At 62.1% G+C, this 22,394-nt stretch carries 21 protein-coding genes; 8 read left to right on the top strand and 13 right to left on the bottom strand.

Annotated features, from left to right (window positions below; translation table 11 throughout):
* Window positions 1–61: 61 nt before the first annotated feature.
* The 6 genes from glyS to M2A_RS07805 all read right to left on the bottom strand — a co-directional run bounded on the left by glyS (window position 62) and on the right by M2A_RS07805 (window position 5,478).
* Entirely contained in the window at window positions 62–2,146 is a 2,085-nt protein-coding gene (gene glyS / locus M2A_RS07830; RefSeq protein ID WP_045445365.1) for a glycine--tRNA ligase subunit beta, read from the bottom strand.
* Between the two features lie 3 nt (window positions 2,147–2,149).
* Window positions 2,150–3,079 (bottom strand): glycine--tRNA ligase subunit alpha, encoded by a 930-nt coding sequence (locus tag M2A_RS07825; protein WP_045445362.1) that lies wholly within the window; start codon window positions 3,077–3,079, stop codon window positions 2,150–2,152.
* Window positions 3,080–3,212: 133 nt separating this feature from the next.
* The gene (locus tag M2A_RS07820) at window positions 3,213–3,422 is read right to left on the bottom strand and encodes a hypothetical protein (protein WP_045445359.1); all 210 of its coding nucleotides are present in this window, start codon (window positions 3,420–3,422) and stop codon (window positions 3,213–3,215) included.
* Window positions 3,423–3,465: 43 nt separating this feature from the next.
* Window positions 3,466–4,323, bottom strand: coding sequence for a S49 family peptidase (locus M2A_RS07815; RefSeq protein WP_045445488.1), 858 nt, complete (start codon window positions 4,321–4,323; stop codon window positions 3,466–3,468).
* A gap of 145 nt (window positions 4,324–4,468) precedes the next feature.
* Complete coding sequence (locus M2A_RS07810) at window positions 4,469–5,260, bottom strand: tRNA1(Val) (adenine(37)-N6)-methyltransferase (RefSeq protein WP_045445356.1); 792 nt, start codon at window positions 5,258–5,260, stop codon at window positions 4,469–4,471.
* Window positions 5,260–5,478: a putative signal transducing protein gene (locus M2A_RS07805; RefSeq protein ID WP_045445353.1), complete on the bottom strand. Its 219-nt coding sequence runs from the start codon at window positions 5,476–5,478 to the stop codon at window positions 5,260–5,262. Before M2A_RS07805 ends, M2A_RS07810 begins: the two co-directional genes overlap by 1 nt.
* Window positions 5,479–5,639: 161 nt before the next feature.
* Here M2A_RS07805 and M2A_RS07800 point away from each other — a divergent pair, with 161 nt between their 5' ends.
* Window positions 5,640–6,656, top strand: a complete 1,017-nt coding sequence (locus M2A_RS07800) for a polyprenyl synthetase family protein (RefSeq protein WP_045445350.1) — start codon at window positions 5,640–5,642, stop codon at window positions 6,654–6,656.
* Between the two features lie 17 nt (window positions 6,657–6,673).
* Here the strand turns inward: M2A_RS07800 and M2A_RS07795 are convergent, their stop codons facing one another.
* The 3 genes from M2A_RS07795 to M2A_RS07780 form a co-directional block, all read right to left on the bottom strand.
* Window positions 6,674–7,555 (bottom strand): 4-(cytidine 5'-diphospho)-2-C-methyl-D-erythritol kinase, encoded by an 882-nt coding sequence (locus M2A_RS07795; RefSeq protein ID WP_045445347.1) that lies wholly within the window; start codon window positions 7,553–7,555, stop codon window positions 6,674–6,676.
* A gap of 4 nt (window positions 7,556–7,559) precedes the next feature.
* The gene (locus M2A_RS07790; RefSeq protein WP_156101702.1) at window positions 7,560–9,368 is read right to left on the bottom strand and encodes a tetratricopeptide repeat protein; all 1,809 of its coding nucleotides are present in this window, start codon (window positions 9,366–9,368) and stop codon (window positions 7,560–7,562) included.
* 168 nt (window positions 9,369–9,536) lie between these two features.
* The gene (locus tag M2A_RS07780) at window positions 9,537–11,216 is read right to left on the bottom strand and encodes an electron transfer flavoprotein-ubiquinone oxidoreductase (RefSeq protein WP_045445341.1); all 1,680 of its coding nucleotides are present in this window, start codon (window positions 11,214–11,216) and stop codon (window positions 9,537–9,539) included.
* Between the two features lie 326 nt (window positions 11,217–11,542).
* Between M2A_RS07780 and M2A_RS07775 the strand changes: the two genes are divergently transcribed.
* The 3 genes from M2A_RS07775 to moaB all read left to right on the top strand — a co-directional run bounded on the left by M2A_RS07775 (window position 11,543) and on the right by moaB (window position 15,111).
* Window positions 11,543–12,439, top strand: a complete 897-nt coding sequence (locus M2A_RS07775) for a uracil-DNA glycosylase (protein WP_244444407.1) — start codon at window positions 11,543–11,545, stop codon at window positions 12,437–12,439.
* A 270-nt stretch (window positions 12,440–12,709) separates the two neighbouring features.
* Window positions 12,710–14,482 carry a lytic transglycosylase domain-containing protein gene (locus M2A_RS07770; RefSeq protein WP_197052875.1) on the top strand — a complete coding sequence of 591 codons (1,773 nt, stop codon included), beginning with the start codon at window positions 12,710–12,712 and terminating at the stop codon, window positions 14,480–14,482.
* A gap of 89 nt (window positions 14,483–14,571) precedes the next feature.
* A complete protein-coding gene (gene moaB, locus M2A_RS07765; protein ID WP_045445335.1) occupies window positions 14,572–15,111 on the top strand; it encodes a molybdenum cofactor biosynthesis protein B in 540 nt (179 codons plus the stop codon).
* 9 nt (window positions 15,112–15,120) lie between these two features.
* Here moaB and M2A_RS07760 read toward each other — a convergent pair whose 3' ends face one another.
* The 3 genes from M2A_RS07760 to M2A_RS07750 are packed head-to-tail and all read right to left on the bottom strand — an operon-like array spanning window position 15,121 to window position 17,210.
* Entirely contained in the window at window positions 15,121–15,882 is a 762-nt protein-coding gene (locus tag M2A_RS07760; protein ID WP_045445332.1) for a class I SAM-dependent methyltransferase, read from the bottom strand.
* Complete coding sequence (locus M2A_RS07755) at window positions 15,879–16,475, bottom strand: TIGR04282 family arsenosugar biosynthesis glycosyltransferase (RefSeq protein WP_244444406.1); 597 nt, start codon at window positions 16,473–16,475, stop codon at window positions 15,879–15,881. Before M2A_RS07755 ends, M2A_RS07760 begins: the two co-directional genes overlap by 4 nt.
* 39 nt (window positions 16,476–16,514) lie before the next feature.
* Complete coding sequence (locus tag M2A_RS07750; RefSeq protein WP_045445325.1) at window positions 16,515–17,210, bottom strand: TIGR04283 family arsenosugar biosynthesis glycosyltransferase; 696 nt, start codon at window positions 17,208–17,210, stop codon at window positions 16,515–16,517.
* Window positions 17,211–17,459: 249 nt separating this feature from the next.
* On the opposite strand from M2A_RS07750, the gene M2A_RS07740 reads away from it, so the two are divergent.
* From M2A_RS07740 to M2A_RS07730, 3 genes are all read left to right on the top strand, one after another.
* Window positions 17,460–18,518, top strand: coding sequence for a PA0069 family radical SAM protein (locus tag M2A_RS07740; protein ID WP_439645666.1), 1,059 nt, complete (start codon window positions 17,460–17,462; stop codon window positions 18,516–18,518).
* 68 nt (window positions 18,519–18,586) lie between these two features.
* Window positions 18,587–19,240, top strand: a complete 654-nt coding sequence (gene rnhB / locus M2A_RS07735) for a ribonuclease HII (RefSeq protein WP_081875468.1) — start codon at window positions 18,587–18,589, stop codon at window positions 19,238–19,240.
* A gap of 115 nt (window positions 19,241–19,355) precedes the next feature.
* On the top strand, window positions 19,356–20,459 hold the full coding sequence (locus M2A_RS07730) for a site-specific DNA-methyltransferase (protein ID WP_280113599.1): 1,104 nt from the start codon (window positions 19,356–19,358) through the stop codon (window positions 20,457–20,459).
* Between the two features lie 69 nt (window positions 20,460–20,528).
* Here M2A_RS07730 and mutY read toward each other — a convergent pair whose 3' ends face one another.
* Window positions 20,529–21,629: an A/G-specific adenine glycosylase gene (gene mutY, locus M2A_RS07725; protein ID WP_045445313.1), complete on the bottom strand. Its 1,101-nt coding sequence runs from the start codon at window positions 21,627–21,629 to the stop codon at window positions 20,529–20,531.
* Between the two features lie 196 nt (window positions 21,630–21,825).
* Here mutY and M2A_RS07720 point away from each other — a divergent pair, with 196 nt between their 5' ends.
* Window positions 21,826–22,356, top strand: a complete 531-nt coding sequence (locus M2A_RS07720) for a DUF721 domain-containing protein (protein WP_147446247.1) — start codon at window positions 21,826–21,828, stop codon at window positions 22,354–22,356.
* Window positions 22,357–22,394 lie beyond the last annotated feature (38 nt).

The raw sequence follows: 22,394 nt of genomic DNA, 5'->3' as shown, positions 1-22,394 counted from the left end.
GAGAGGCGGAATGGACCCCGGCATAAAGCCGGGGTGACACCCGTTATATGTGGCAGGTGCCCTACCCTTCGATCCGCGAGAAATCCGCCACGGCGCCCGTCGCCGCGCGGATACCGCTGAGAAGATTAAGCCGATTCTCACGAATCTCCGCCTCCGGCGCGTTCACCGTCACCTTATCGAAGAAGGCATCGACCGGGGCACGCAATTTCGCAAGAGCGGACATGGCATTTGCAAAATCTTCCGCCTCTGTGGCCCTTGCCGCCTCGCTGCGGGCGCTTTCAAGGGCCGCATGCAGCGCCTGTTCCTCCGGCGCTTTCAAAAGCCCGGCATCCACCGCGCCGTCGAAACTGCGCCCGTCCTTCTTCTCCTCGGCCTTGAGAATGTTCACCGCGCGCTTGAACCCGGCGAGCAGGTTCGCCCCGTCATCGGTTTTCAGGAATTCGCCCAGAGCCTCGACGCGCTTCACGATGAGAACGAGATCGTCCTGGCCTTCCAGCGCGAAGACGGCATCGACGAGGTCGTGCCGTGCACCTTGCTCGCGCAGGTGGACTTTGAGGCGGTCTGCGAAGAAAGAGAGGAGATCTTTTGCAGCTGCGGGCCCCTTCCCTCGCCAGTCGAAACCAGAATGAGTGAAAATCGTCATTGCATTTGCGAATGCTGTTTCTCTTAACGGCATTCGCAAATGCCGTTCTAAGAGCACACGCACAATGCCTAACGCCGCTCTACGCAACGCATATGGGTCTTTGGAGCCGGTCGGCTTTTCGTCAATTCCCCAAAACCCGACAAGCGTATCGAGCTTATCGGCCAGCGCGACAGCCTGAGCGACCGGGCCTTCGGGCAAATCATCCGCCGGGCCTGCGGGGCGGTAATGTTCGGCAATGGCATCGGCGATGCCGGCGTCGAGGCCCTGGGCAAGCGCGTAATAGCGGCCCATCTGACCCTGCAGCTCCGGGAACTCATAAACCATGCCGGACACGAGATCGGCTTTCGCGAGCAGGCCCGCCTTTTCGGCCTTGGCCTTGTCGCAGCCTGGGATGAAAGCGGAAAGCTCACCTGCGAGTTTCGAGACCCGCACCGCCTTTTCGCCCACCGTGCCGAGCTTGGCGTGGAAGACCACGTCTTTCAGCTTCGGCAGGAAATCTTTTTCGAGGCTCTTCTTCTTGTCTTCCTGCCAGAGGAATTCGGCATCGGCGAAGCGGGCGCGCAGCACGCGCTCATTGCCGTTGACGATGGCAGCGCCGCCATCTTCGGCGATGAGGTTGGAGGCGAGGATGAAGCGCGGCGCCATTTTGCCGTCCGCGCTTTTCAGCGTGAAATATTTCTGGTTCTCGCGCATGGAAAGGGAAAGCACCTCGCCCGGCACATCCATGAAGCGCTCGTCGATCTTGCCCATCAGCACGACCGGCCATTCGACGAGCCCTGCCACCTCGCGCAGCAGCGCCTCGTCTTCCACAAGCTCGAGGTTCTGGGCATGAGCGAGATTTTTTGCGTCTTCCCAGATCGTGCGGGCGCGCAGCGCGGGATCGAGCATGACTTTGGCGTCATGTAGCTTTTTCTCGTAATCCTCAAAGCGCTTCACCTTGATGGGCGCGGGGCCCATGAAACGGTGGCCATAGGTCGTATCGCCCGCCTTGATGCCATCCACCTCGAACGGCACCACTTCGCCGTCGAAGGTGCAGAGGATCGAGTGCAGCGGGCGCACCCAGCGCAGGCTCCCCTCGCCCCAGCGCATGCTCTTCGGCCAGGGGAAGGTGCGGATGATCTGCGGCACGATGTCGCCGATGAGACCGGGCAGCGGCTGGCCCCTCTTCTCGATCACGGCAACGTAATACTCGCCCTTTTTATCGGAGCGCGTTTCGCACTCATCAAGGCTGAGGCCGACGGAATTCAAAAACCCTTCCAGCGCCTTTTCCGGCGCGCCGACACGCGGGCCCTTGCGCTCCTCGCGCCGGTCCGGCTGCTCGGCAGGAAGGCCGGTGATGGAAAGCGTCAGCCGGCGCGGCGTCGCAAAAGCAACGGCGGCTTCGCCGAAGACATCGTTTTCGGCAAGCGCATCGGTCACGAGTTTTTTCAGATCGCCCGATGCCTTTTCCTGCATGCGGGCGGGGATTTCCTCGGAGAAAAGTTCCAGCAGAAGATCGGGCATGGTTCAGGCCTCCTCTTCCACTTTGATGCCGCCGCCTTGGGGCGTCGCGAGATAGGCCGTGCAGCAGGCTTTTGCGAGCGTGCGCACCCGGCCGATATAGGCCTGGCGCTCGGTCACGGAGATGACGCCGCGCGCATCGAGCAGGTTGAAAGCATGGCTTGCCTTGATGCATTGGTCGTAAGCGGGCAGCGGCAAAGGCGGATCGTTTTCCAGGAGCGCCATGCATTCGCCTTCCGCGTCATTGAAATGGCGGAAGAGCATGTCTGTGTTCGCCGCATTGAAATTGTGATGGGAATATTCGAACTCGGCCTGTTTGAAGACGTCGCCATAGGTCACGCGCTCGTCCCCGTCCTTGCCGTTGAAATTCAGCTCATAGCCATTATCGACGCCCTGGATATACATGGCGAGGCGCTCAAGCCCATAGGTAAGCTCGCCCGCCACCGGGTTGCAGTCGAAACCGCCGACCTGCTGGAAATACGTGAACTGAGAAACCTCCATCCCGTCGCACCACACTTCCCAGCCAAGCCCCCAGGCGCCGAGAGTCGGGCTTTCCCAGTCATCCTCCACGAAGCGGATGTCGTGGTTCTTGGGGTCGATGCCGAGCTCGTAAAGCGAGTTCAGGTAAAGCTCCTGAATGTTTTCGGGCGACGGCTTCAAGATCACCTGAAACTGATAATAGTGCTGAAAGCGGTTCGGGTTTTCCCCGTAGCGCCCGTCGGTCGGGCGGCGGGAGGGCTGCACATAGGCCGCCTTCCAGTGCTTCGGCCCGAGCGCGCGCAGCGTGGTTGCCGGGTGGAACGTGCCCGCCCCCATTTCCACGTCATAAGGCTGCAGCACCACGCAGCCGTAATCGGCCCAATAGCGCTGCAGGGTGAGAATGAGGTTTTGGAAGGACACATCCTTCGCGGGCGGGCGGCCGGCTTGACCTGACATGAAGCTCTCTTGACGTTCGTGCTGGGGCGGAACCGCCCAAAAGCCAAAAAAGCGCAGAATCCCGCGCCTCAGGCCCGCGCACGTTAGCGGCGGGGCTGCGGGCGGTCAAGGCAGTGAGAGGGGGTGGCGGCGCTTAGCTCGAGGGCCGCTTTTCAGGCACATAGGTACCGTCTTCGGCGCGGGTTAGCCGGCCGAGATCGCGCGGCTCGGCGCTGCTTTTTTGGCGGCGCATCTCGGCCTGCGCCTTGAGGCGGGCTTTGCGCGCGGCTTTGATGCCGTCCCAGATTTTATAGGCCGCGACCGCCGCTGCCATGGCAATGCCGGTCATCACGAAATCGCTCATTGGACGCTCCGGGTCTCTTCATCCCTTTAAAAGGACCGCCCCATTAAAGGCCAAAACGGGACCAAAGGGAACGGGCCTCCAACGCGGCCATCAAATCCTCGGCCCAGCTCGCGGAAATTTGCGCGGAAATCTGCGGCAAATCCGCTTCTCCCCCGCTCCTGGCAATCCCGATGCCCTGAGCGCGGCGCCACCAGGGCCGGGTCCCGCCGACCTTCTTTAACTGCACGTTTTTGCCGAATTTATGGCGCATCACCGAGCGCAAGTCCCCGAGTCCGTCAATGAGGCCGAGTTCCTTGGCCTTTTCCCCCGCCCAGAAGGCGCCGGTGAAAAGCTCCGGTTCCTCGGCTAGGCGCTTGCCCCGGCTTTCCTTGACCAGCGCCTTGAAATGCTCATGCACCTCGCGCTGCAATGCCTCGAGGCGGGCAACTTCCTCGGCGCGTTCCGGCTGGAAGGGGTCGAGCATGGCTTTCGATTCGCCGGCTGTATGCACGCGCCGCTCGATGCCGAGCTTTTCGATGAGGCCGGTGAAACCGAAGCCCGCGGAGATCACCCCGATCGAGCCGATGACCGAGCTTTCATCGGCGTAAATCTCATCTCCCGCGCAGGCGATCATATAGCCGCCGGAAGCGGCCACATCTTCGGCAAAGACATAGACCTTGACGTGGTTCTCCTTGGCGAGCGCGCGGATACGCTTGTAGATGAGCGCCGATTGCACGGGCGAGCCGCCGGGCGAATTGAGGAGAATGGCAACGGCGCGCGCGCCTTTCACCGTGAACGCTGCCTCCAGCGTATCGGCGACGCTTGCAAGGCTCATCCCCTGGCGCAGCGGGCTGACCGCGCCAATGGGGCCGGTGAGGCGCAGAACGGGGACAAGCGGCGGAGCTTTTTTCCAGAAGAGCAGCTTTCTGCGGCGGCTCTTTTTCTTCTTCTTGGGGGCTTCGTTATTGGCTTCGCCGGTTTTCTCGGTATTCTCGGTCAATTGCGCTCTCTATCTTTTCTGCGTTCTTCAATAAGTAAGATTCGGGGGCGGCGGCTCAAGCCCCCGCTCAGAAGATGGAAAAATCCAGCGCCTCGCCATGGCGGAGCACGGCTTCGGCCTCCGGCTCAAAACCGCCCTCCTCTCCATGCAGCACGAGGCCGGGCAACATGGCAAGGGGGCTGCGCGAGCCTTTGATCCCTTGCACGAGAAGCCGCCGCGCCGCTTTTCCCGGCGCCGGCCAAAGCGGATAGACAACGAGCCCGCCCAGCTTCGTGCCGATGGCGCCCAAAAGTTCGCCGAGCGCATCGGCCCGGTGGATGAAACTCACCGTGCCCTTGGGCCGCGCCATGGCGCAGCAAAAATCCACCCAGACGGTGAGGTTCGCGCCTTGCGCAATATGGGCCGTGGATTTGGCGGCATCGGGAGGCGTCCAGGTGGTGCCCGGCGCATAGAAAGGCGGGTTGGCCATGACATGATCGAAAGAATGGGGCGGGCAGTCTTTTTCGGAAAGCGCGCCGCGGGGCGCGGCCACATCCGCCTCGATGAACCGGGCCCGCGCTTCCAGCCCGTTACGCGCCGCGTTTTCACCGGCAAGGGCGACCAGACCCGCTTGAATGTCGATACCGCGCACTTCGAGCCCCTGCACGCGGCGGGCAAGGCAAAGCGCGGCAACACCCGCCCCGCAGCCCACATCGAGCGCCCGCTCCCCATGGATCGCGGGAATGGAAGCGGCCAGCATCACCGCATCGAGGCCGGAGCGATGACCCTTTGCAGGCTGCAATATTTTCAGCCGCTCGCCCAGAAAGCCGTCATCGGTGAGATCGCCATCGGCAGGCTTTGCGTGCGCCTCCTCGCCCATCAGCTCTCCTCCGCCTCCCGGCGCAACGCTTCGAGCACGCGCAGAGCCTGGGCTGCATCCTCATCGGCCACCATCATGCGCCGCGGCAGGACGCCGAGCGAGCCTTCCACGATGCTCATATGCGTATCGAACTGCAAAGGCTCGATGCCCGCCTGGCGCAGCGCGTCATCCAGCGCCGACAGGAGAACGGGATCGGTGGTGCGTAATATCTCTTTCATTCTGCCTTTCCGTCCTTCACTGCCACGCGCGGCCCCGTTTTCCATGCCTCACAGCTTGTTGAGCGCGCATCCGCCGCACTTGCCGCACCGTCTCCCGCACCCTATTCTGTGTTTATTGGCATTTCACGCCTGGAAACGGGAAATAAGAGCTGGGGATTACCTTGGGTATAGTCGTTCCACTTGAGGGCGAGCGCGGCAAGCAAAACGCTGTCGCCACTTTACAGGCCCTGGTGGCCGAAGACATGGAAAACGTCAACGATTTCATCCGCGCGCGTATGGCGTCCGACGTGCCGATGATCCCCGAGCTTGCCAGCCATCTGATCAATTCCGGCGGCAAGCGGCTGCGGCCCATGCTCACTCTCGCCTCCGCCCAGCTTTGCGCCTATCAGGGCGCCGATCACATTAAGCTCGCCGCCACGGTCGAGTTCATGCATACAGCCACGCTGCTGCATGACGATGTGGTGGATGAAAGCGATCTGCGGCGCGGGCGCAAGACGGCCCGTCTTCTTTGGGGCAACCAGGCCTCGGTGCTGGTGGGCGACTTCTTGCTCGGGCGCGCCTTCAAACTGATGGTGGAAACGGGCTCGCTCAGGGCGCTGGACATTCTCTCCAACGCCGCCGCCGTTATCGCCGAAGGCGAGGTGATGCAGCTTGCCGCCGCCAAGAACACGGCAACGACGGAAGACGCCTATCTCAAAGTCATTGCCGCCAAGACCGCTGCGCTTTTTGCCGCCGCTGCCGAAATCGGCGCGGTGATTTCCGGCAAGGACGGGGCGGAAGCCGCAGCGCTTGAATCTTACGGGCGCAATCTCGGCATCGCTTTTCAGCTCATCGACGATGCGCTCGATTATTCGGGCGAAAAAGACAAGCTCGGCAAGAATGTCGGTGACGATTTCCGCGAAGGCAAGATCACCCTTCCCATCGTGCTCGCTTACCGGCGCGGGGACGAAGAAGAACGCGCTTTCTGGCAGCGCTGCCTGCAGGAAGGCGATCAGCGCGAAGAAGACCTGCCCCATGCGCTTCACCTTCTCGCCAAGCACCGGGCGATCGAGGATACGGTCAAACGGGCCCGCCATTACGGCGAAATGGCACAGGATGCGCTCGGCATTTTTCCGGACGGGAACATCAAGCAGGCACTTTCCGACCTTATCGATTTCTGCATCGAGAGAGCGCATTAAGCGCGCAGCTTTACCGCTTAAAGGACGGACGCCGCACGGCACCACCAGTTGGGCCGGGCATCGGCAAGACGCGCTACCGCTTTTTCAAGCCGGCCCGTATCATCGAAAAGGCCGAAACATGTCGCACCCGATCCCGACATGCGGGCAAGGTGACAGCCGGGCTGCACGCGGATCGCGCCCAGCACATCTTCCAGTTCCGGCAGCAAGGAAACCGCAGGCACCTGCAGATCATTGTCATGCTCGGCCAGCCAATCGGCAAATTCACGAAACGTGTCGAAAGGCTCCGGCGCTTCTTGCCTGCGCCCGTCATAAGCGCCCGCGCCAAGCGCTTTGAACACATCGCCCGTTGCAAGCGGCGCGCGGCAATTGACGAGAAGAAGATTCAGCCCTTCCGGCAGGGTGACCGGGGAAAGGCGCTCGCCGATACCGGTCATGAAAGCGCTGCGGCTTTCGATGCAGACCGGCACATCCGCGCCAAGCTCCGTGCCGATCCCCGCCAGCTCGTCTCCCGACAGCCCAAGCGCCCAAAGCCTATTCAGCGCCCGCAGCGCGGCAGCCGCATCCGCCGAGCCGCCACCGATGCCGGAAGCGACGGGCAGATTCTTTTCCAGCTTCAGCGCGGCGCCGGTGTTCACCCCCGCTTTTTCCTGGAGCAGCTTTGCTGCTTTCAGAACGAGATTGTCTTCGCTGGATAAGCTGCGGGCGAAGGGGCCTTCCACGTCAAGCCTCAAGCCTTCGCCAGGCGCGGCCCACAGCCGGTCGCCCGCCTCTGCAAAGACCACAAGGCTTGCGAGCTCGTGATAGCCGTCCGCGCGGCGGCCGAGGATTTCCAGTGTCAGGTTGATCTTGGCAGGTGCCGCTTCTTCTATCGCGGCGGGATCGGGCACAGCAGCGGGCATGAGATCAGGCGCCCTTGTCTTCGGTCCCGTTTGCAGGCTCGGGCAAATCGGCCTCGCCGCGCTGGCGCGCGCCTGCCCCTTCAAGACCGTATTCGATCTTGGCTTCGATCTGCGGCACGAGATCTTCTTCCGGCTTCATTTCGAGCGCATGGCGCCACTGGAAGCGCGCCTCGATCTTACGGCCGACTTTCCAAAGCGCATCGCCCAGATGATCGTTGATTACCGGATCGTCCGGCTGCAACACCACCGCCCGCTCCAGATGTTTGACCGCTTCTTCGTAATTGCCGAGCCGGTAATGCGCCCAGCCAAGGCTGTCGACGATGAACCCGTCCTGCGGGCGCTGATCGACGGCCTTGCGGATCATTTCCATGGCCGTGTCGAGATTGAGCTTCTGATCGACCCAGGAATAGCCGAGATAATTGAGCACAAGCGGATGTTCATCGGAGAGCACAAGGGCGCGCTTCAAATCCTTTTCCGCCTCCGGCCAGCGCTTCAACCGCTCATAGCAGACGCCGCGGGCATAAAGCACCGACCAGTTTTCCGGGCCGACCTCGCCCAGAATGCCGATGGCTTTCGTATATTCCTTGGCCGCTTCCGCATACAGTTCCTGCGCGCGGAAAATATCGCCAAGCGCCACCACCGGATCGATGCTGCCGGGCATCCGCTCCTGCAGGTCGCGCAGACGCGCTTCCGCCTCATCCGTCTTTTCAAGCCGGTCGTAATTGATGGCGATCTGAATATCGGCATTGGGGCGCAGCGGCGATGAGCTGTCGACGCCTTCATAGGTCGTGATGGCCGTCTTCCAGTCCTGCGCGCGCTCGTAAATATCGCCGAGCAGAATGCGCGCCACATCGAAATCGGGGCGCAGATAAAGACCGAGCTGCAAATAGACGATGGAAAGATCGAGCCCGCTTTCCTGCGCAAGCGCGCTGCCCAGCCCATAAAGCGCTTCGGCTGCGCCTTCCGCCGGATGGGTGACGAGCGGCTCCGGTTTTGTGCCCTTGGCGATGCGCGCAAGATTGGCTTTCATTAGCGGATGCTCAGGTGAAAGCGCTTCATAATCGCGGTACAGACTGGCAGCCTCATCGGTCCGCCCCGTGCGCTCCAAAAAGCGCCCATAGGCCTCCACCACCCGCAGGCTTGCGCCGGCAGACGCAGAGACCGCCTCCCGGTACGCGGTATCGGCAGCTTCCGGCTGGTCCAGATATTCCGCGATCAGCGCGGCATGATAGGCGCGGAAAAGCTCGAAAGCCGGACGGCCCTTGAACGTGTCGAGGATAGCGTTTGCCGCATCGCCGTCACCTTGCCCCGCCGCGGCCCAGGCGCGGGTGAGCGTGCCGATCAGAGCGGTAAAAGGCCCGGGCGCCGCCTCGCGGATATGCCGGTCGGCATCCTCATAATCGCCCGATTTCAGCGCGCTGAGTGCAAGAACGAGACGGGCGAGGCGTTCTTCCCCGCCTGTCTCCAGGGACTTTTCGGCAAGCGCCGCCGCCTCATCCATATCGCCTGCGGAAATGGCAACGATAAAGGCGCGCTCGATCAGGACCGAATTATCGGGGTCCTGTTCCATCGCCTTGCCGAGAAAGCTGGACGCGGCATCGAGATCGCGCTCGGCGCCGGCATAGCGGCCCGCCAGATAATTACCGAACGGCGTGTCGGTATTGCGCGCGGATTGACCGAAAGAACTGCCCAGCCCCGCGCAGCCGCTCAGCGCCAGAGCCGCCGTCACGGCCAAAGCCGCGGCAAAAGAGCGTTTGGCCGCCCCGCCTTTAACAGTCATCGATTGGCTGGCGCTGCAAGACTGGACTTCCACGCTTTCCTCCGGCTTCGCGAACTCAGGCCTTTGGCCCGGCAATACTCCCGGTTTCGGGGGCGCGGGCGGGCAGCGCGCGCATTTTCATCATAGTGAAATGCCCGCCCCGCGCCAGCTTGCAATTGCCCCGCGGATGCCCCGCCAGCCGCCGCCGGCAGCGATACCCGTTTACATATTCGGGTAATTAGGCCCGCCGCCGCCTTCCGGCACCGTCCAGTTGATGTTCTGCGTCGGGTCCTTGATGTCGCAGGTTTTACAATGGACGCAGTTTTGCGCATTGATCTGGAAGCGCGGATTGGAGCCGTCATCGTCCCGCACCACTTCGTAAACGCCGGCCGGGCAATAGCGCTGCGCCGGTTCGTCATAGGTGGGCAGGTTGAAATTGATCGGAACCGTCTCGTCCTTCAGTTTCAAATGCACAGGCTGGTCTTCTTCGTGGTTCGTCGCGGAGAGGAACACGGAAGACAGCTTGTCGAAGGTCAGCTTGCCGTCGGGCTTCGGGTAGTCGATCGGCTTGCACTCGCTCGCTTTCTTGAGCGAGGCATGGTCGGGCTTCTTGTGCTTCAAGGTGAAGGGAAGACCAATACCGAGCTGGTTCATCCACATGTCGATGCCGCCAAGGCCGACGCCGAGCACAGTGCCGAGGCGCGACCAGAGCGGTTTGACGTTCCGCACGCGCTTCAGGTCCTTATAGACGTGGCTCTTTTCATAAGCGGCGGGATAAGCGGCAAGCTCATCACCCTGACGCCCGTCCTTCACCGCTTCAAAGGCCGCTTCCGCCGCCATCATGCCGGTGGCCATGGCGTTGTGCGAGCCCTTGATGCGGGGCACGTTGACGAAGCCTGCCGAACAGCCGATCAGCGCGCCGCCCGGGAAGGTGAGCTTCGGCACGGACTGGAAACCGCCCTCGGTAATGGCGCGCGCGCCATAGGCAATGCGCCGCCCGCCTTCGAACGTCTCGCGGATCACCGGATGCGTCTTCATCCGCTGAAACTCGTCGAAGGGCGAAAGATAGGGGTTCTGGTAGTTCAGATGCACCACGAAGCCCACCGACACCAGGTTTTCCCCGAAATGGTAGAGGAAGGAACCGCCGCCGGTCTTGTTGTCGAGGGGCCAGCCCATCGTGTGCTGCACAAGGCCCTTCTTATGCTTGGAAGGATCGACCTCCCAAAGCTCCTTGATGCCGATGCCGAATTTCTGCGGCTCGCGGCCTTCGTCCAGATTGAACTTGCGGATCAGCTCTTTGGAAAGCGAGCCGCGCACCCCTTCGCCGATCAGCGTGTATTTGCCGCGCAGTTCCATGCCGCGCATGAACGTGTCCTTGGGCTGGCCGTCCTTGCCGATGCCCATATCGTTCGTCGCAACGCCGCGCACGCTGCCGTCTTCATTGTAAAGTATCTCGGCGGCGGCAAAGCCGGGGTAGATTTCCACGCCCAGTTCTTCGGCCTGAGCGGCGAGCCAGCGGCACACTTCGCCCAGAGAAACAATGTAATTGCCGTGGTTGTTCATCAGCGGCGGCATGAAGAAATTCGGCAGCCGCAGCCCGCCCGACGGGCCCAGATAGATGAAATGGTCGTCCGTGACGGGCGTGTCGATCGGCGCGCCTTTTTCTTTCCAGTCGGGAATCAGCTCGTTCAGCGCAACCGGGTCGATCACCGCGCCGGAGAGGATATGAGCGCCGACTTCCGAGCCTTTTTCCAGCACGGTCACGGAAAGATCGAAATCCTCCTCGATCGCCAGCTGACGCAGGCGAATAGCGGCTGCAAGCCCTGCCGGGCCGCCGCCGACGATCACAACGTCATAGTCCATGTATTCGCGCTCGGCGAGCGCCGGATTGTCTTCGCTCATCCTTCCTCCTCATCCCACCAGGGGAAGTAAATCATTCGCCCGGCCGCTTGGCCGTCAAAACCCTTCTACATAAAGGGAGAATCCGGTGCGGGGGCACAAAATTGCCCTCTTATGAGGCGTTGCCGCGTTCAGGTCAACATTCTCCGCATTGCTTCATTCTCCCATTTTTTTCCACAACTGCCTGAAATCGCGTAGAAAATGACGTCCCGCCCTGCCTTCCTGTGACAAGACCCTTGGGTCACAATCGGGGGAGGACTATGGTTCGTGACCATGATTTAGGGCATGGAAGTGCGCAGGCCATGCCGGCAGCGCCTCTTTGACCGCCAATGAACACCCACTGGACCATGAACGAGCAAAACGCCTCTTCCGATACCCCGCTTGATCCGGCAGAAGCCCTGGCTTTGCTGGAGTTTTTCGCCGAGGCGGGGGTGAGCGAGCTCGTTCAGGACACGCCGGTGGACAATTACTCCCTGCCCGAGACCGTCAAAGCGGCGGCGCAGCCGGGCGCCGCTCCCGGCGAACCGCCTGCAACGGGCGGACGCCTCCTGCCGCCCCGCCAGAGCCAAAGCCAGCCCGCGATTTCCACCCCCGCCGCCATTCCGCTCGAGGGGCTGCAGGAAGCGGAAACGGCGCGGGAAATCGCCGCAAACTGCGCTTCGCTCGAGGAACTGCGCGAGGCGCTGGAGCGATTCGATCTCTGCGCCCTTAAACAGACCGCAAAGAACCTCGTCTTTTCCGACGGCAACCCGAAGGCACGGCTGATGCTGGTCGGCGAAGCGCCGGGGCGGGATGAAGATATTCAGGGCAAGCCTTTCGTCGGCCGCTCCGGGCAATTGCTGGACCGGATGCTGGGTGCCATAGGCTATAGCCGCGAGAACGCCTATATCGCCAATGTCCTGCCTTGGCGCCCGCCCGGCAACCGCAACCCGACGGATGGGGAACTGGCCATGTGCCGCCCCTTCATCGAGCGGCATATCGAGCTCGTCAATCCGGATGTCATTGCCTTTCTGGGCGGTGTTTCGGCCAAGCAGATGCTGGGCACCACCACGGGCATTATGCGGCTGCGCGGAAAATGGGCGGTTTACAGCATTGCCGGGCGCGAGGTCCCGGCCCTGCCCCTCCTGCACCCGGCCTATCTGCTGCGCCAGCCGGCCCAGAAACAGCTGGCCTGGCGCGACCTTTTGAAGCTGCGCGAAAAGCTCTCCTCCCTCCCGGAAGCTTAATCTTTTCCCCCTAAAGTTAGGTTTTCCGCCGCTTTGCGCGGTTCGTTAAACATTTCACGAAACCGTTCTTGAGGCGGCGGGCCGGCCTTGTCATGATGGGAAAAGTAACGTGAGTATCGAAAGCTGCGCTTGGGGGGCGCTTGCGACATGAGGGGCATGAGGCAGGGCGCCGCGGCCAAAACCGCCGCAGCACGCGCATATTGTGCGCGAAACGAGGCGGAGACCGTAAAACGGGCCGCGCTTTTCTCCGGATTCTTCTTTCTGATCGCAATGGCGCTGTTTCTGGCGCTCGGTACCGGTGCGGCCAAAGCCGGGAGCTATGGCGCGGGCGGGTTGACGGGCGTCACCCCGGCACTTTTGAGCGAGCAAGATCAGGCCCGCTACCGCCAGATTTTCCGGCTGCAGGAACAAGGCCGCTGGGGCGAGGCGGACCGGCTGATCGGCAACCTGCAAGAACGCGCGCTGATGGGCCATGTGCTTTACCAGCGCTACATGCACCCCACCGCTTACCGCTCCAAATTCTCCGAGCTGAAAAGCTGGCTCGATCTTTACAACGACCACCCGGGCGCCTCGAAGATTTACAAGCTTGCCATGAAGCGCCGTCCGCGCGGTGCGGCCTATCCGGCCCAGCCGCTGCGCCGCGTTTACCGGCAGCGCAACGATACGGCTTATTCCGTCGCCGCCACCCAGCGCAGCTTCTCCAGCAGCTACCGCAAAGCCAATTACCGCGTGCGCAGCTATTTGCGCCGCGAACGCCCGACCCAGGCGCTCGGCTATCTCAACCGGGTACGCGGCTCTTTGAGCGCGCTTGAATATGACACGATCCTGACGCGCATCGCCGGGTCCTATTTCATCGAGGACCGCAACGACCGGGCCTATGAAGAAGCACTGACCGCCCTTAAACGCTCCGGCGAAGGCGTACCGCTTGCCTATTGGTATGCAGGTCTTGCCTCCTGGCGCATGGATGAACCGGCAAAGGCGGCAGGTTATTTCGCCGTGCTGGCGCGCGCCCAAAACGTCAACGACTGGACACGGGCCGCGGGCGGTTTCTGGGCGGCGCGGGCTTATCTTGCCAGCCGCCAGCCGGAGCACGTTGCCGAGATGCTGGAAATCGCCGCCGGCACCGGCGCCACCTTCTACGGCATCCTCGCCGCCCGCCAGCTTGGCGATGAGGTGGAATTCGTCTGGCTGCGCCAGCCGCTCGATGAGGCAGGCTATAAATTGCTGCTCACGGAACCTGCCGTGCGCCGCGCCATTGCGCTTACCGAAATCGGCCGGCGCGACATGGCCGAGGAAGAATTGATGCGCGCCCATGGCCGCGTCGATGAAGGCCTCGATACGGCGCTCATCGCGCTTGCCGAGGCGCTGAAACTGCCCGCCACGCAGCTGCAAGTGGCAAGCGCCGCGCATATTCCCGCCTCTTACCGCGCCGCGCAAAGCGGCAGCGGGCACCGCGCCTTCGTCGTCAATGCGGGGCTTTTTCCCGTACCCGATTATGCGCCGAGCGAGGGCTTCCGCGTCGACCGCGCTCTGCTCTTTGCCTTCATGCGCCAGGAAAGCAAGTTCCAGCCGCAGGCGAAATCCTATGCCGGTGCGCGCGGGCTCATGCAGATCATGCCAGCCACCGCCAGCCACATTACGCAGGACCGCTCCTTGCGCCGCTCGAACCGCGACAAGCTTTTCGAGCCTTCCTTCAATGCCTCGCTCGGCCAGCAATATCTGCAGGAACTGATGAATATGGGCGATCCCCATGGCAATCTCATCATGCTCGCCGCCGCTTATAATGGCGGACCCGGCAATCTCAACCGCTGGCTAAAGCAGGTGGATTACCGCGAAGACCCGCTGCTTTTCCTTGAAAGCATTCCGGCGGCGGAAACGCGCGGCTATGTGGAACGCGTGATCACCAATCTTTGGATGTACCGGGACAGGCTCGGCCAGCTTTCCCCCTCGCTCGACACGGTAGCGGCGGGCGCCTGGCCGCTTTATCAGCCGATGGAACGGGGCGGACAGCTCGCGCGCGGCTCGGCAAGCCTTCAGCCTTAAAACCGCTCTCACGCAATAGAGATGACGGGGGCCTTTGAGGAGGCAGGCCCGGCCCCTATATTCGGGGCCGGAAACAAAGGAGCCCCCGCATGCCCGGTATCGATGAAAGCCGCGAGTTCATTCCCGTCCGCATTGCCGTTTTGACCGTCTCGGACACGCGCGGCCTTGAGGACGACAAATCCGGCGACACGCTGGCGGCGCGGCTGACGGAGGCCGGGCACATTCTCGCGGACCGCGCCATCGTCAAAGACGACATGGCGGCCATTACCAGCCAGCTGCAAAAATGGATCGCGGATAAGGATGTGGATGTCGTCATCTCCACCGGCGGTACGGGCCTGACCGGGCGCGATGTCACACCGGAAGCCTTTCACTCGGTCTATGAAAAAGAGATCGAAGGCTTTGCCGCACTCTTCCATCAGATCAGCTATGAGAAGATCGGCACCTCGACCATTCAGTCGCGGGCAACGGCAGGCGTTTCCCACGGCACCTATCTTTTCGCCCTGCCCGGCTCCACCGGCGCCTGCAAGGACGGCTGGGACGGGATTTTGAAATACCAGCTCGATTACCGCTACCGGCCCTGCAATTTCGTCGAGATCATGCCGCGCCTCGAAGAGCACCGGCGGAAGTAAGCGGCGCGCTCAGCTCTTGGCCTGCAAGACGAAAAAGCAGTAGCCGTACTGATCCTGAAAGCGCTCGAAGAGTTCCATCTCTTCTTCCTCTTCCTTGAAGACGGCCAGCGCTTCGGGGGCCCCTGCATAATCGGGCAGCAGTGCCCGGATACGGTCCTTCATGGGGCCATAATATTCCGTCCACCAATCATCTTCGGTGAGCCAGTGCGTGCCAAGCACCTCGAAACCGGCCCGCTGCGCCCGCGCCGCGTTTTCAGCAAGCGTTCCCATGGAAGGATAGGCTTCATCCCAGAAGTGCCGGATTTCAAGCGAGGGTTCATCCGTTTTCCAAATGCAATCGGAGATCACCGCATAGCGGCCCGGCGCAAGGAACGGGCGCCAGAGGGCAAGCCCTTCTTCAAAGCCCAGATTGTAGATCGCCCCTTCCGACCAGATGAGATCGAAAACGCCTTGGGGCAGATGCAGGTCTTCAAAATCGGCGCAAAGCGTGCGCAGCCTCGTTTCTGGTACGCCTTCGCCTTCCGCATTGGCTTCCAGCCTATCGAGAAACGGCTTCATGATGTCGACGGCGGTAACGCGCCCATCCGTCAGGCGTAGCAGTTCCAGCGTGGCTGCACCCTGGCCTGCGCCAAGGTCGAGAATTTCAGGCTCGCTTGGCAAAGGCGGCAGCAGCTTGAAAGCGGCGCGCGTCGCCTCCCGCGAGCCCGGGCCGTTGCGCGGCAGGCCGAGCTGGATTTCCATGAAGACTTTGAACGGATCGAGATCACTCATCGCTTCGCTTTCTCGCGCCAGGCGTAAAAATCGGCGCCGGTATCAATATCGGGCAAAGCTTCAAGCAGTGCCACGCGGGCGCCTTTCAGATTGGCGAGCGTATCATTCAACGTCGTCTCGCTCGACCAGCGCACCTGCCCGAAAATTTCCGGCACGCGGGGAAACCGCTTGAGGCCGACGAGCCAATAGCCGCCATCTTCCGCCGGGCCGAAAACCGCATCATGCGAGCCGAGCGCCTTGAAAGCCGCTGCAATGTGCCGGCTTTCGATATCGGGTATATCCCCGCCGATCATGACGATGGGTCCCGGCGCAAGGGAACGCATGAGATGGCCCATCCGCGCGCCTAGATCCCCGCCACCTTGCGCCACAAGCGGCAGATGGGGCGGGAAGAAGCCCGGCTCGTCCACCGCGCTGTCTGGCGCAACGGCGAGCAGCGTTTGCCAGCGCGGGTCCCGCCCCAGCTTGCGCATGAGCGCGGCGGAGGCGGTTTTATAAAAACGCAGCGCCTCCACCGCGCCGATGTCGCGCGCCAGGCGCGTTTTGACCTGCCCGAGCCGCGGCAGCTTGGACATAATGACGAGTTGCGGTGTCACTCTTTATCTATCCCGATCTTGCGCATGGGCTCTGCACGCTTACCCGTAAAGGCGGGCAAGAACGCGCGGCGGCACGCGCAAATAATAAAGCGAGAGGAGGCCGAGATTGCGCAAGGCGCGCAGAAAAAAGCCGCTGCGCACATAGCGCTCGGGGCTCGTCACAGCCTGTGAGCGCAGCAATACGAGGCGACTGCGCCCGATCCGGCGCACCAGATCCACATCTTCCATCAGCGGCAATTCCTTAAAGCCGCCGAGCTTCTTGTAATAGGCCTTGGAAATGACAAGGCCCTGATCGCCGAAAGGAAGGCGGAACAGCGCGCAGCGCAGCGCCACCATCTTTTCCATGAAACGCGCCTTGCCGGAAAAATCATCGAGCGCAAAACGGAAGGCCGCCGCAACCTCCCCGTCCTTCCAGCGCCCGCGCTCCACATGCTCGAACCATTTGCGCAGCTCGTCTTCCCAGCCGGGGGTGAGAACCGTGTCGGCGTGCAGAAAGAGCAGCCAATCGGCGCGCGCCGCCCTTGCGCCCGCGGCAAGCTGCGTGCCGCGCCCGCGCGGCCCGGCGATGAAATGGCAGCCCGCCGCATCGGCAATCTCCTCCGTCTTATCGGTGGAGCCGCCATCGGCAACGATCACCTCGCGCACGAGCCCCTGCACCGTCGCATCGATCAGGCAGTTCAAGGTGCGCGTCAGCGTCTTTTCGGCATTCAAAGTGGGTATGACAACACTCAGCATGGCGCGGACTATAGCGGGAAGCCTTGCCACAGTTCGAGGGAAAGGCGCGGAAAATCACGCGGTTTTCAGGTGTGTTCCTACTTCGAAAAATGTTCTTGTTTTGTTCTTATTGCCGTGTATATTTTCTTTATGACGACGGACCCTGGAAAACGCCCCGGCCTTGCACCCGCCTTCCCCCGGGCGGAGCGGCAGCCGCAGCATCCCCACCCGCAGCATCTGGAGGCCGGCACCCCCCTGCGCCAGATGCCGATGCACGGCCGCCGCGGCCGGGGCGCGCTTTCCAATCAAAGCGGGCGCTTCGAAAAACTTGCCTATGCGCCTGTCGATGACGGCTGGGACAATCTGGAAGACCTGCCGCCGCTGCGCAGCTGCGTGACGGCGGAAAGCCCGCGCAAGATTTTAACGCGCAACACCTCGCCCGACATTCCCTTCGACCGGTCCATCAACCCTTACCGGGGCTGCGAACATGGCTGCGTTTACTGCTTTGCGCGGCCCACCCATGCCTATATGGGCCTGTCGCCGGGGCTCGATTTCGAAAGCCGGCTCTTTGCGAAGCCGAACGCCGCCCAGCTTCTGGAAAAGGAACTGCGCGCGAAGAATTACAGCTGCCAGCCCATCGCCATCGGCACGAATACGGACCCTTATCAGCCCATCGAGCGGGAATTCCGGATCATGCGCCAGGTGCTCGAAGTGCTGGAGGCTTATAACCATCCCGTCTCGATCGTCACGAAATCGGCGCTGGTGACGCGGGATATCGATATTCTCTCGGCCATGGCAAAGCGCGGTCTTGCCAAGGTTGCCGTCTCCGTCACCACGCTCGATGCTAAGCTCGCCCGGGCGATGGAGCCGCGCGCCTCCACCCCGTCAAAGCGCATGGCGGCATTGGAAATGCTTTCGGCGGCGGGCATTCCGACCGCCGTGATGATCGCGCCCGTCATTCCCGCGCTCAACGATCATGAGCTTGAAAAGATCATGACGGGCGCGGCGCTCGCCGGTGTTAAGGCCGCCAATTACATTCTACTGCGCCTTCCTTTGGAGATCAGCGATCTTTTCAAGGAATGGCTGGAAGAAAACGCGCCGGATAAAGCAAAGCATGTGCTTTCGGTGCTGCGGCAAATGCGCGGCGGCAAGGATTATGACGCTGAATGGGGAAAACGCATGCGCGGCGAGGGGCCCTTCGCCTGGATGCTGAAGCGGCGGTTTGAAATCGCCGCCCGCAAACACGGCCTCACCCGCCCGCGCTTCGAGCTCGATTGCAGCCAGTTCAAGCCGCCCCCGCAACAAGGCGAGCAGCTCAGCTTCTTCTAAGCGATCAGACAGGGGAGCGTCTGTACATAAGCGCCGCGACAGCCTATCCAGAGAGGGTGGAAGCTGAGATGGAGCCGCGCGAAAAGATGCCCGTGCCCGAAGGAACAACCAAAGGCCCGACGCTTGAGCTTGAGAAAAAAGCAGGCTTTCCGGCAAAGCGCGTTGCCGGGGTCGATGAAGCCGGGCGCGGGCCTTTGGCAGGCCCCGTGGTTGCCGCCGCGGTGCTGCTCGATCCTGCCGCCATTCCCGACGGTCTCAACGATTCCAAGAAGCTGAGCGCGGCAAAGCGCGAAAAGCTTTTCGAGGAAATTTGCGCCTCCAGCCGCTATGCCATCGCCCTCGGCGCGGTCGAGGAGATCGACCGGCTCAACATCCATCACGCCACCTTGCAAACCATGAAGCGCGCCGTGGAAGCGCTGCCGCTCGCCCCCGATCATGTTTTGATCGACGGGAAGTTTACCCCTGCTCTCGCCTGCCCCGCCGAGGCGGTGATCGGCGGCGACGGGCGCTCGCTTTCCATCGCCGCCGCCTCCATTCTTGCCAAGGTGACGCGCGACCGGCTGATGCTGGATCTCGATGCGGCGCATCCCGGTTACGGCTGGGCGCGCAACATGGGCTATGGCACGGCGGCGCATAAATCGGCACTCGAAGCGCTCGGGCCCACCATTCACCACCGCCGCTCCTTCGCTCCCATACGCAAGATATTGAGTCCGGATTCCTAAGAGAGACTCGATATAGTAGGCGATGACTCGCTAACCCATTGATTCCAATAAATTAATTGACCTGTAACCGGTCCCCCGCCAATATCCCCGCCTCACACAAGAAGGGGACATTCCAGTGGGGCGTTCGCGTCAATTCAGCCGGATTCCGGCCAATGAAATTCTCCAGGGTGATTGCATCGAGCTGATGAACGCCCTGCCCGAAAAGTCGGTCGATCTCGTTTTCGCCGACCCGCCCTACAATCTCCAGCTTCAGGGCGATCTGACGCGCCCGGACCAAAGCAAGGTCAATGGTGTGACCGATGCCTGGGACCAGTTTGCCAGTTTCGAAACCTATGACCGGTTCACGCGCGAATGGCTCGCGGCGGCGCGGCGTATCCTGAAAGATACGGGCGCGATCTGGGTCATCGGCTCCTATCACAATATTTTCCGCGTCGGCGCCTCGCTGCAGGATGCCGGCTTCTGGGTGATGAACGACATCGTCTGGCGCAAGACGAACCCGATGCCGAATTTCCGCGGCACGCGTTTCACCAATGCCCATGAAACGCTGATCTGGGCGACGAAGAGCGCGGATCAGAAAAAATACACGTTCAATTACGACGCGATGAAGGCGCTGAACGAGGATCTGCAAATGCGCTCGGACTGGGTGCTGCCGATCTGCACCGGCGCTGAGCGGCTGAAAGACGAAACGGGCGATAAGGCGCATCCGACGCAAAAGCCGGAATCGCTGCTTCACCGCGTGTTGCTCGCCACCACCAATCCGGGCGACATCGTGCTCGATCCTTTCTTCGGCACGGGCACGACGGGGGCCGTTGCCAAGAAGCTCGGGCGCAATTTCATCGGGCTCGAACGGGAAGACAAATACATCAAGGCCGCCAAAGCCCGCATCAAGGCCGTGCAGTCTTCCAAGGCCGAAGATCTGAAAGTCACGCAGTCCAAACGCCAGGAGCCGCGCGTGCCTTTCGGCATGCTGGTCGAGCGCGGGCTTCTGGAGCCCGGCACCGTGCTTTATGATCCGCGCCGTTCGGTTGCCGCGAAAGTGCGCGCCGACGGCTCGCTCGTCTGCAAGGATGCGACAGGCTCGATCCACAAGATCGGCGCCCATGTGCAAGGGCTTGAAGCCTGCAACGGCTGGACCTTCTGGCATTTCAAGACGGATGGAAAGCTGAAGCCCATCGACCTTCTGCGCCAGAAAGTGCGCGCGGAAATGGGCACGGCCTGAGGCCGCCTTTCCTCGTTCTGCACCTACATTCCTTGTCATGGCCCGGTTTATCCGGGCCATCCAGGAAAGTTATCCCCTCTTCCCCCGAGTGGCGGCAAAGAGCGGGCCGTCTTCCGGCAAGGCGTGGGCGACGATCTTTTTCATGACGGTGGGCAGCGCGTGTTCGCCCAGCCTTTCGGGCGCACACCAGATGCCCTCCACCGCCGCGCGTTCTCCCGCCTTTCCCTGCCAGACTTCCAGCTCGAGATGAAAATGCGTGAAGGTGTGGCGCACAAGGCCGGGCAGTTTCTGCCACTCGGTATCGAGCGGGGCTTCGGCCAGTATTGCATCCGTCTCGCGCGGCTCGGCGGTCCATTCGCTTGAGGGGATCTCCGTCATCCCGCCCAAAAGCCCTTTTGCGTCTCTCTTGCGCAGCAACACCTCGCCGCCCGGCCCTTCCAGCCAGAAGGCCGCGCCCCGGCGCACCGGCTTTTCTTTCTTTGGCGCTTTGAGGGGCAGGCTCTCGGCAATCCCGGCGGCGCGCGCCGCGCAGGCGCTTTCAAAAGGACAGCGGTTGCAGGCGGGGCTGCGCGGCGTGCAGATGGCCGCGCCCAGGTCCATCATCGCCTGGGCAAAATCCCCGGCGCGCTTTTCCGGCGTCACCTCGTCCATCCGCGCCTTGATCTCTTTCTTGGCGGCCGGCAGCGGCGTTTCGATGGCAAAAAGACGGGCGATGACTCGCTCGATATTGCCGTCCACCACCACCGCCCGCTTGCCGAAGGCGATGGCGGCAATGGCCGCTGCCGTGTAAGGCCCGATGCCGGGCAGCGCCTGAAGCTCCTTTTCATCCGCCGGAAAGGCCCCGCCATGACGCGCGCAGACCGCGCCCGCGCAGGCATGAAGATTGCGCGCGCGGCTGTAATAGCCAAGCCCCGCCCAGGCATGGAGCACCTCATCGAGATCGGCTTTGGCCAGCGCCTCAACATCCGGCCAGCGGGCCAGAAAAGCTTCGAAATAAGGCCCGACCGTCGCCACGGTGGTTTGCTGAAGCATGATTTCCGAGAGCCAGACCCGGTAAGGGTCCGGGACCTCCCCCCGCCGCGCGCGCCAGGGCAGCACCCGGGCATGGCGGTCATACCAGGCAAGCAGAGCTCGGGCTTCGGGCCTTATTACTGACGGGGCGGCAGGCAAAGTGCTCTCACTCTTTTATGACGGACCCATGGGGCGGACGGCCAACTCGCGGCTCGCAACTTGAACTTATTTGCGCGACACTATAGGCGTGAACGCCGCCGCGGCCAGGCTTCTAGAAGTGCCTTTGAAGCGCCGCACGGCAAAAACCCCGCATTCAGCCGCCGCCAGCCGGCCCAAAGAAGACGATCGGCACGCGATGATCCAGACCCTGCCCCGCCGCCGCAAGAAAGGCCCGCCGCCCATGTCGGCGCGGCTTTCCATGGCAACGCGCGAGGTGCTCAAACGCCAGGGTTTTGCCGATATGCATATTCTCCGGCACTGGCCGGAAATCGTCGGGCGCAGCCTGGCCGAGCTCAGCGCCCCGGAAAAGCTCACTTTTCCGCGCGGGCGCGCACCTTCGGACGGGCGCAAGCGCGCGCGGCCGGAAGGGGCGATACTCACGGTGCGAATCGACGGCGCCGCGGCGCTGGAATTTCAGCATCTCGAACCGCAGATTATCCAGCGCATCAACAATTATTACGGCTACGGCGCGGTACAGCGCCTCAAACTCGTTCAAGGCCCGCTGCCTATGGCGCCGCGCAAACGGCGCAAGAGCTTCCGGGGGCTCACGCCGGAAGAAGAACAAGGCCTGAACGCAGAGGTAAAAGCAGTCGAAAACCAGCAGCTTAGAGAGTCACTTCTCAACCTTGGACGGCTCGTCATGGGCACCATAAAACCGCGCGCCTAACAGCGATTCTGAAAGCCTTGCAAGAGAAAGGTTCTGTT

This window comes from Tepidicaulis marinus, assembly GCF_000739695.1.
Classification (GTDB): Bacteria; Pseudomonadota; Alphaproteobacteria; order Parvibaculales; family Parvibaculaceae; genus Tepidicaulis; species Tepidicaulis marinus.
This window is presented reverse-complemented; position numbering and strand designations above follow the sequence as displayed.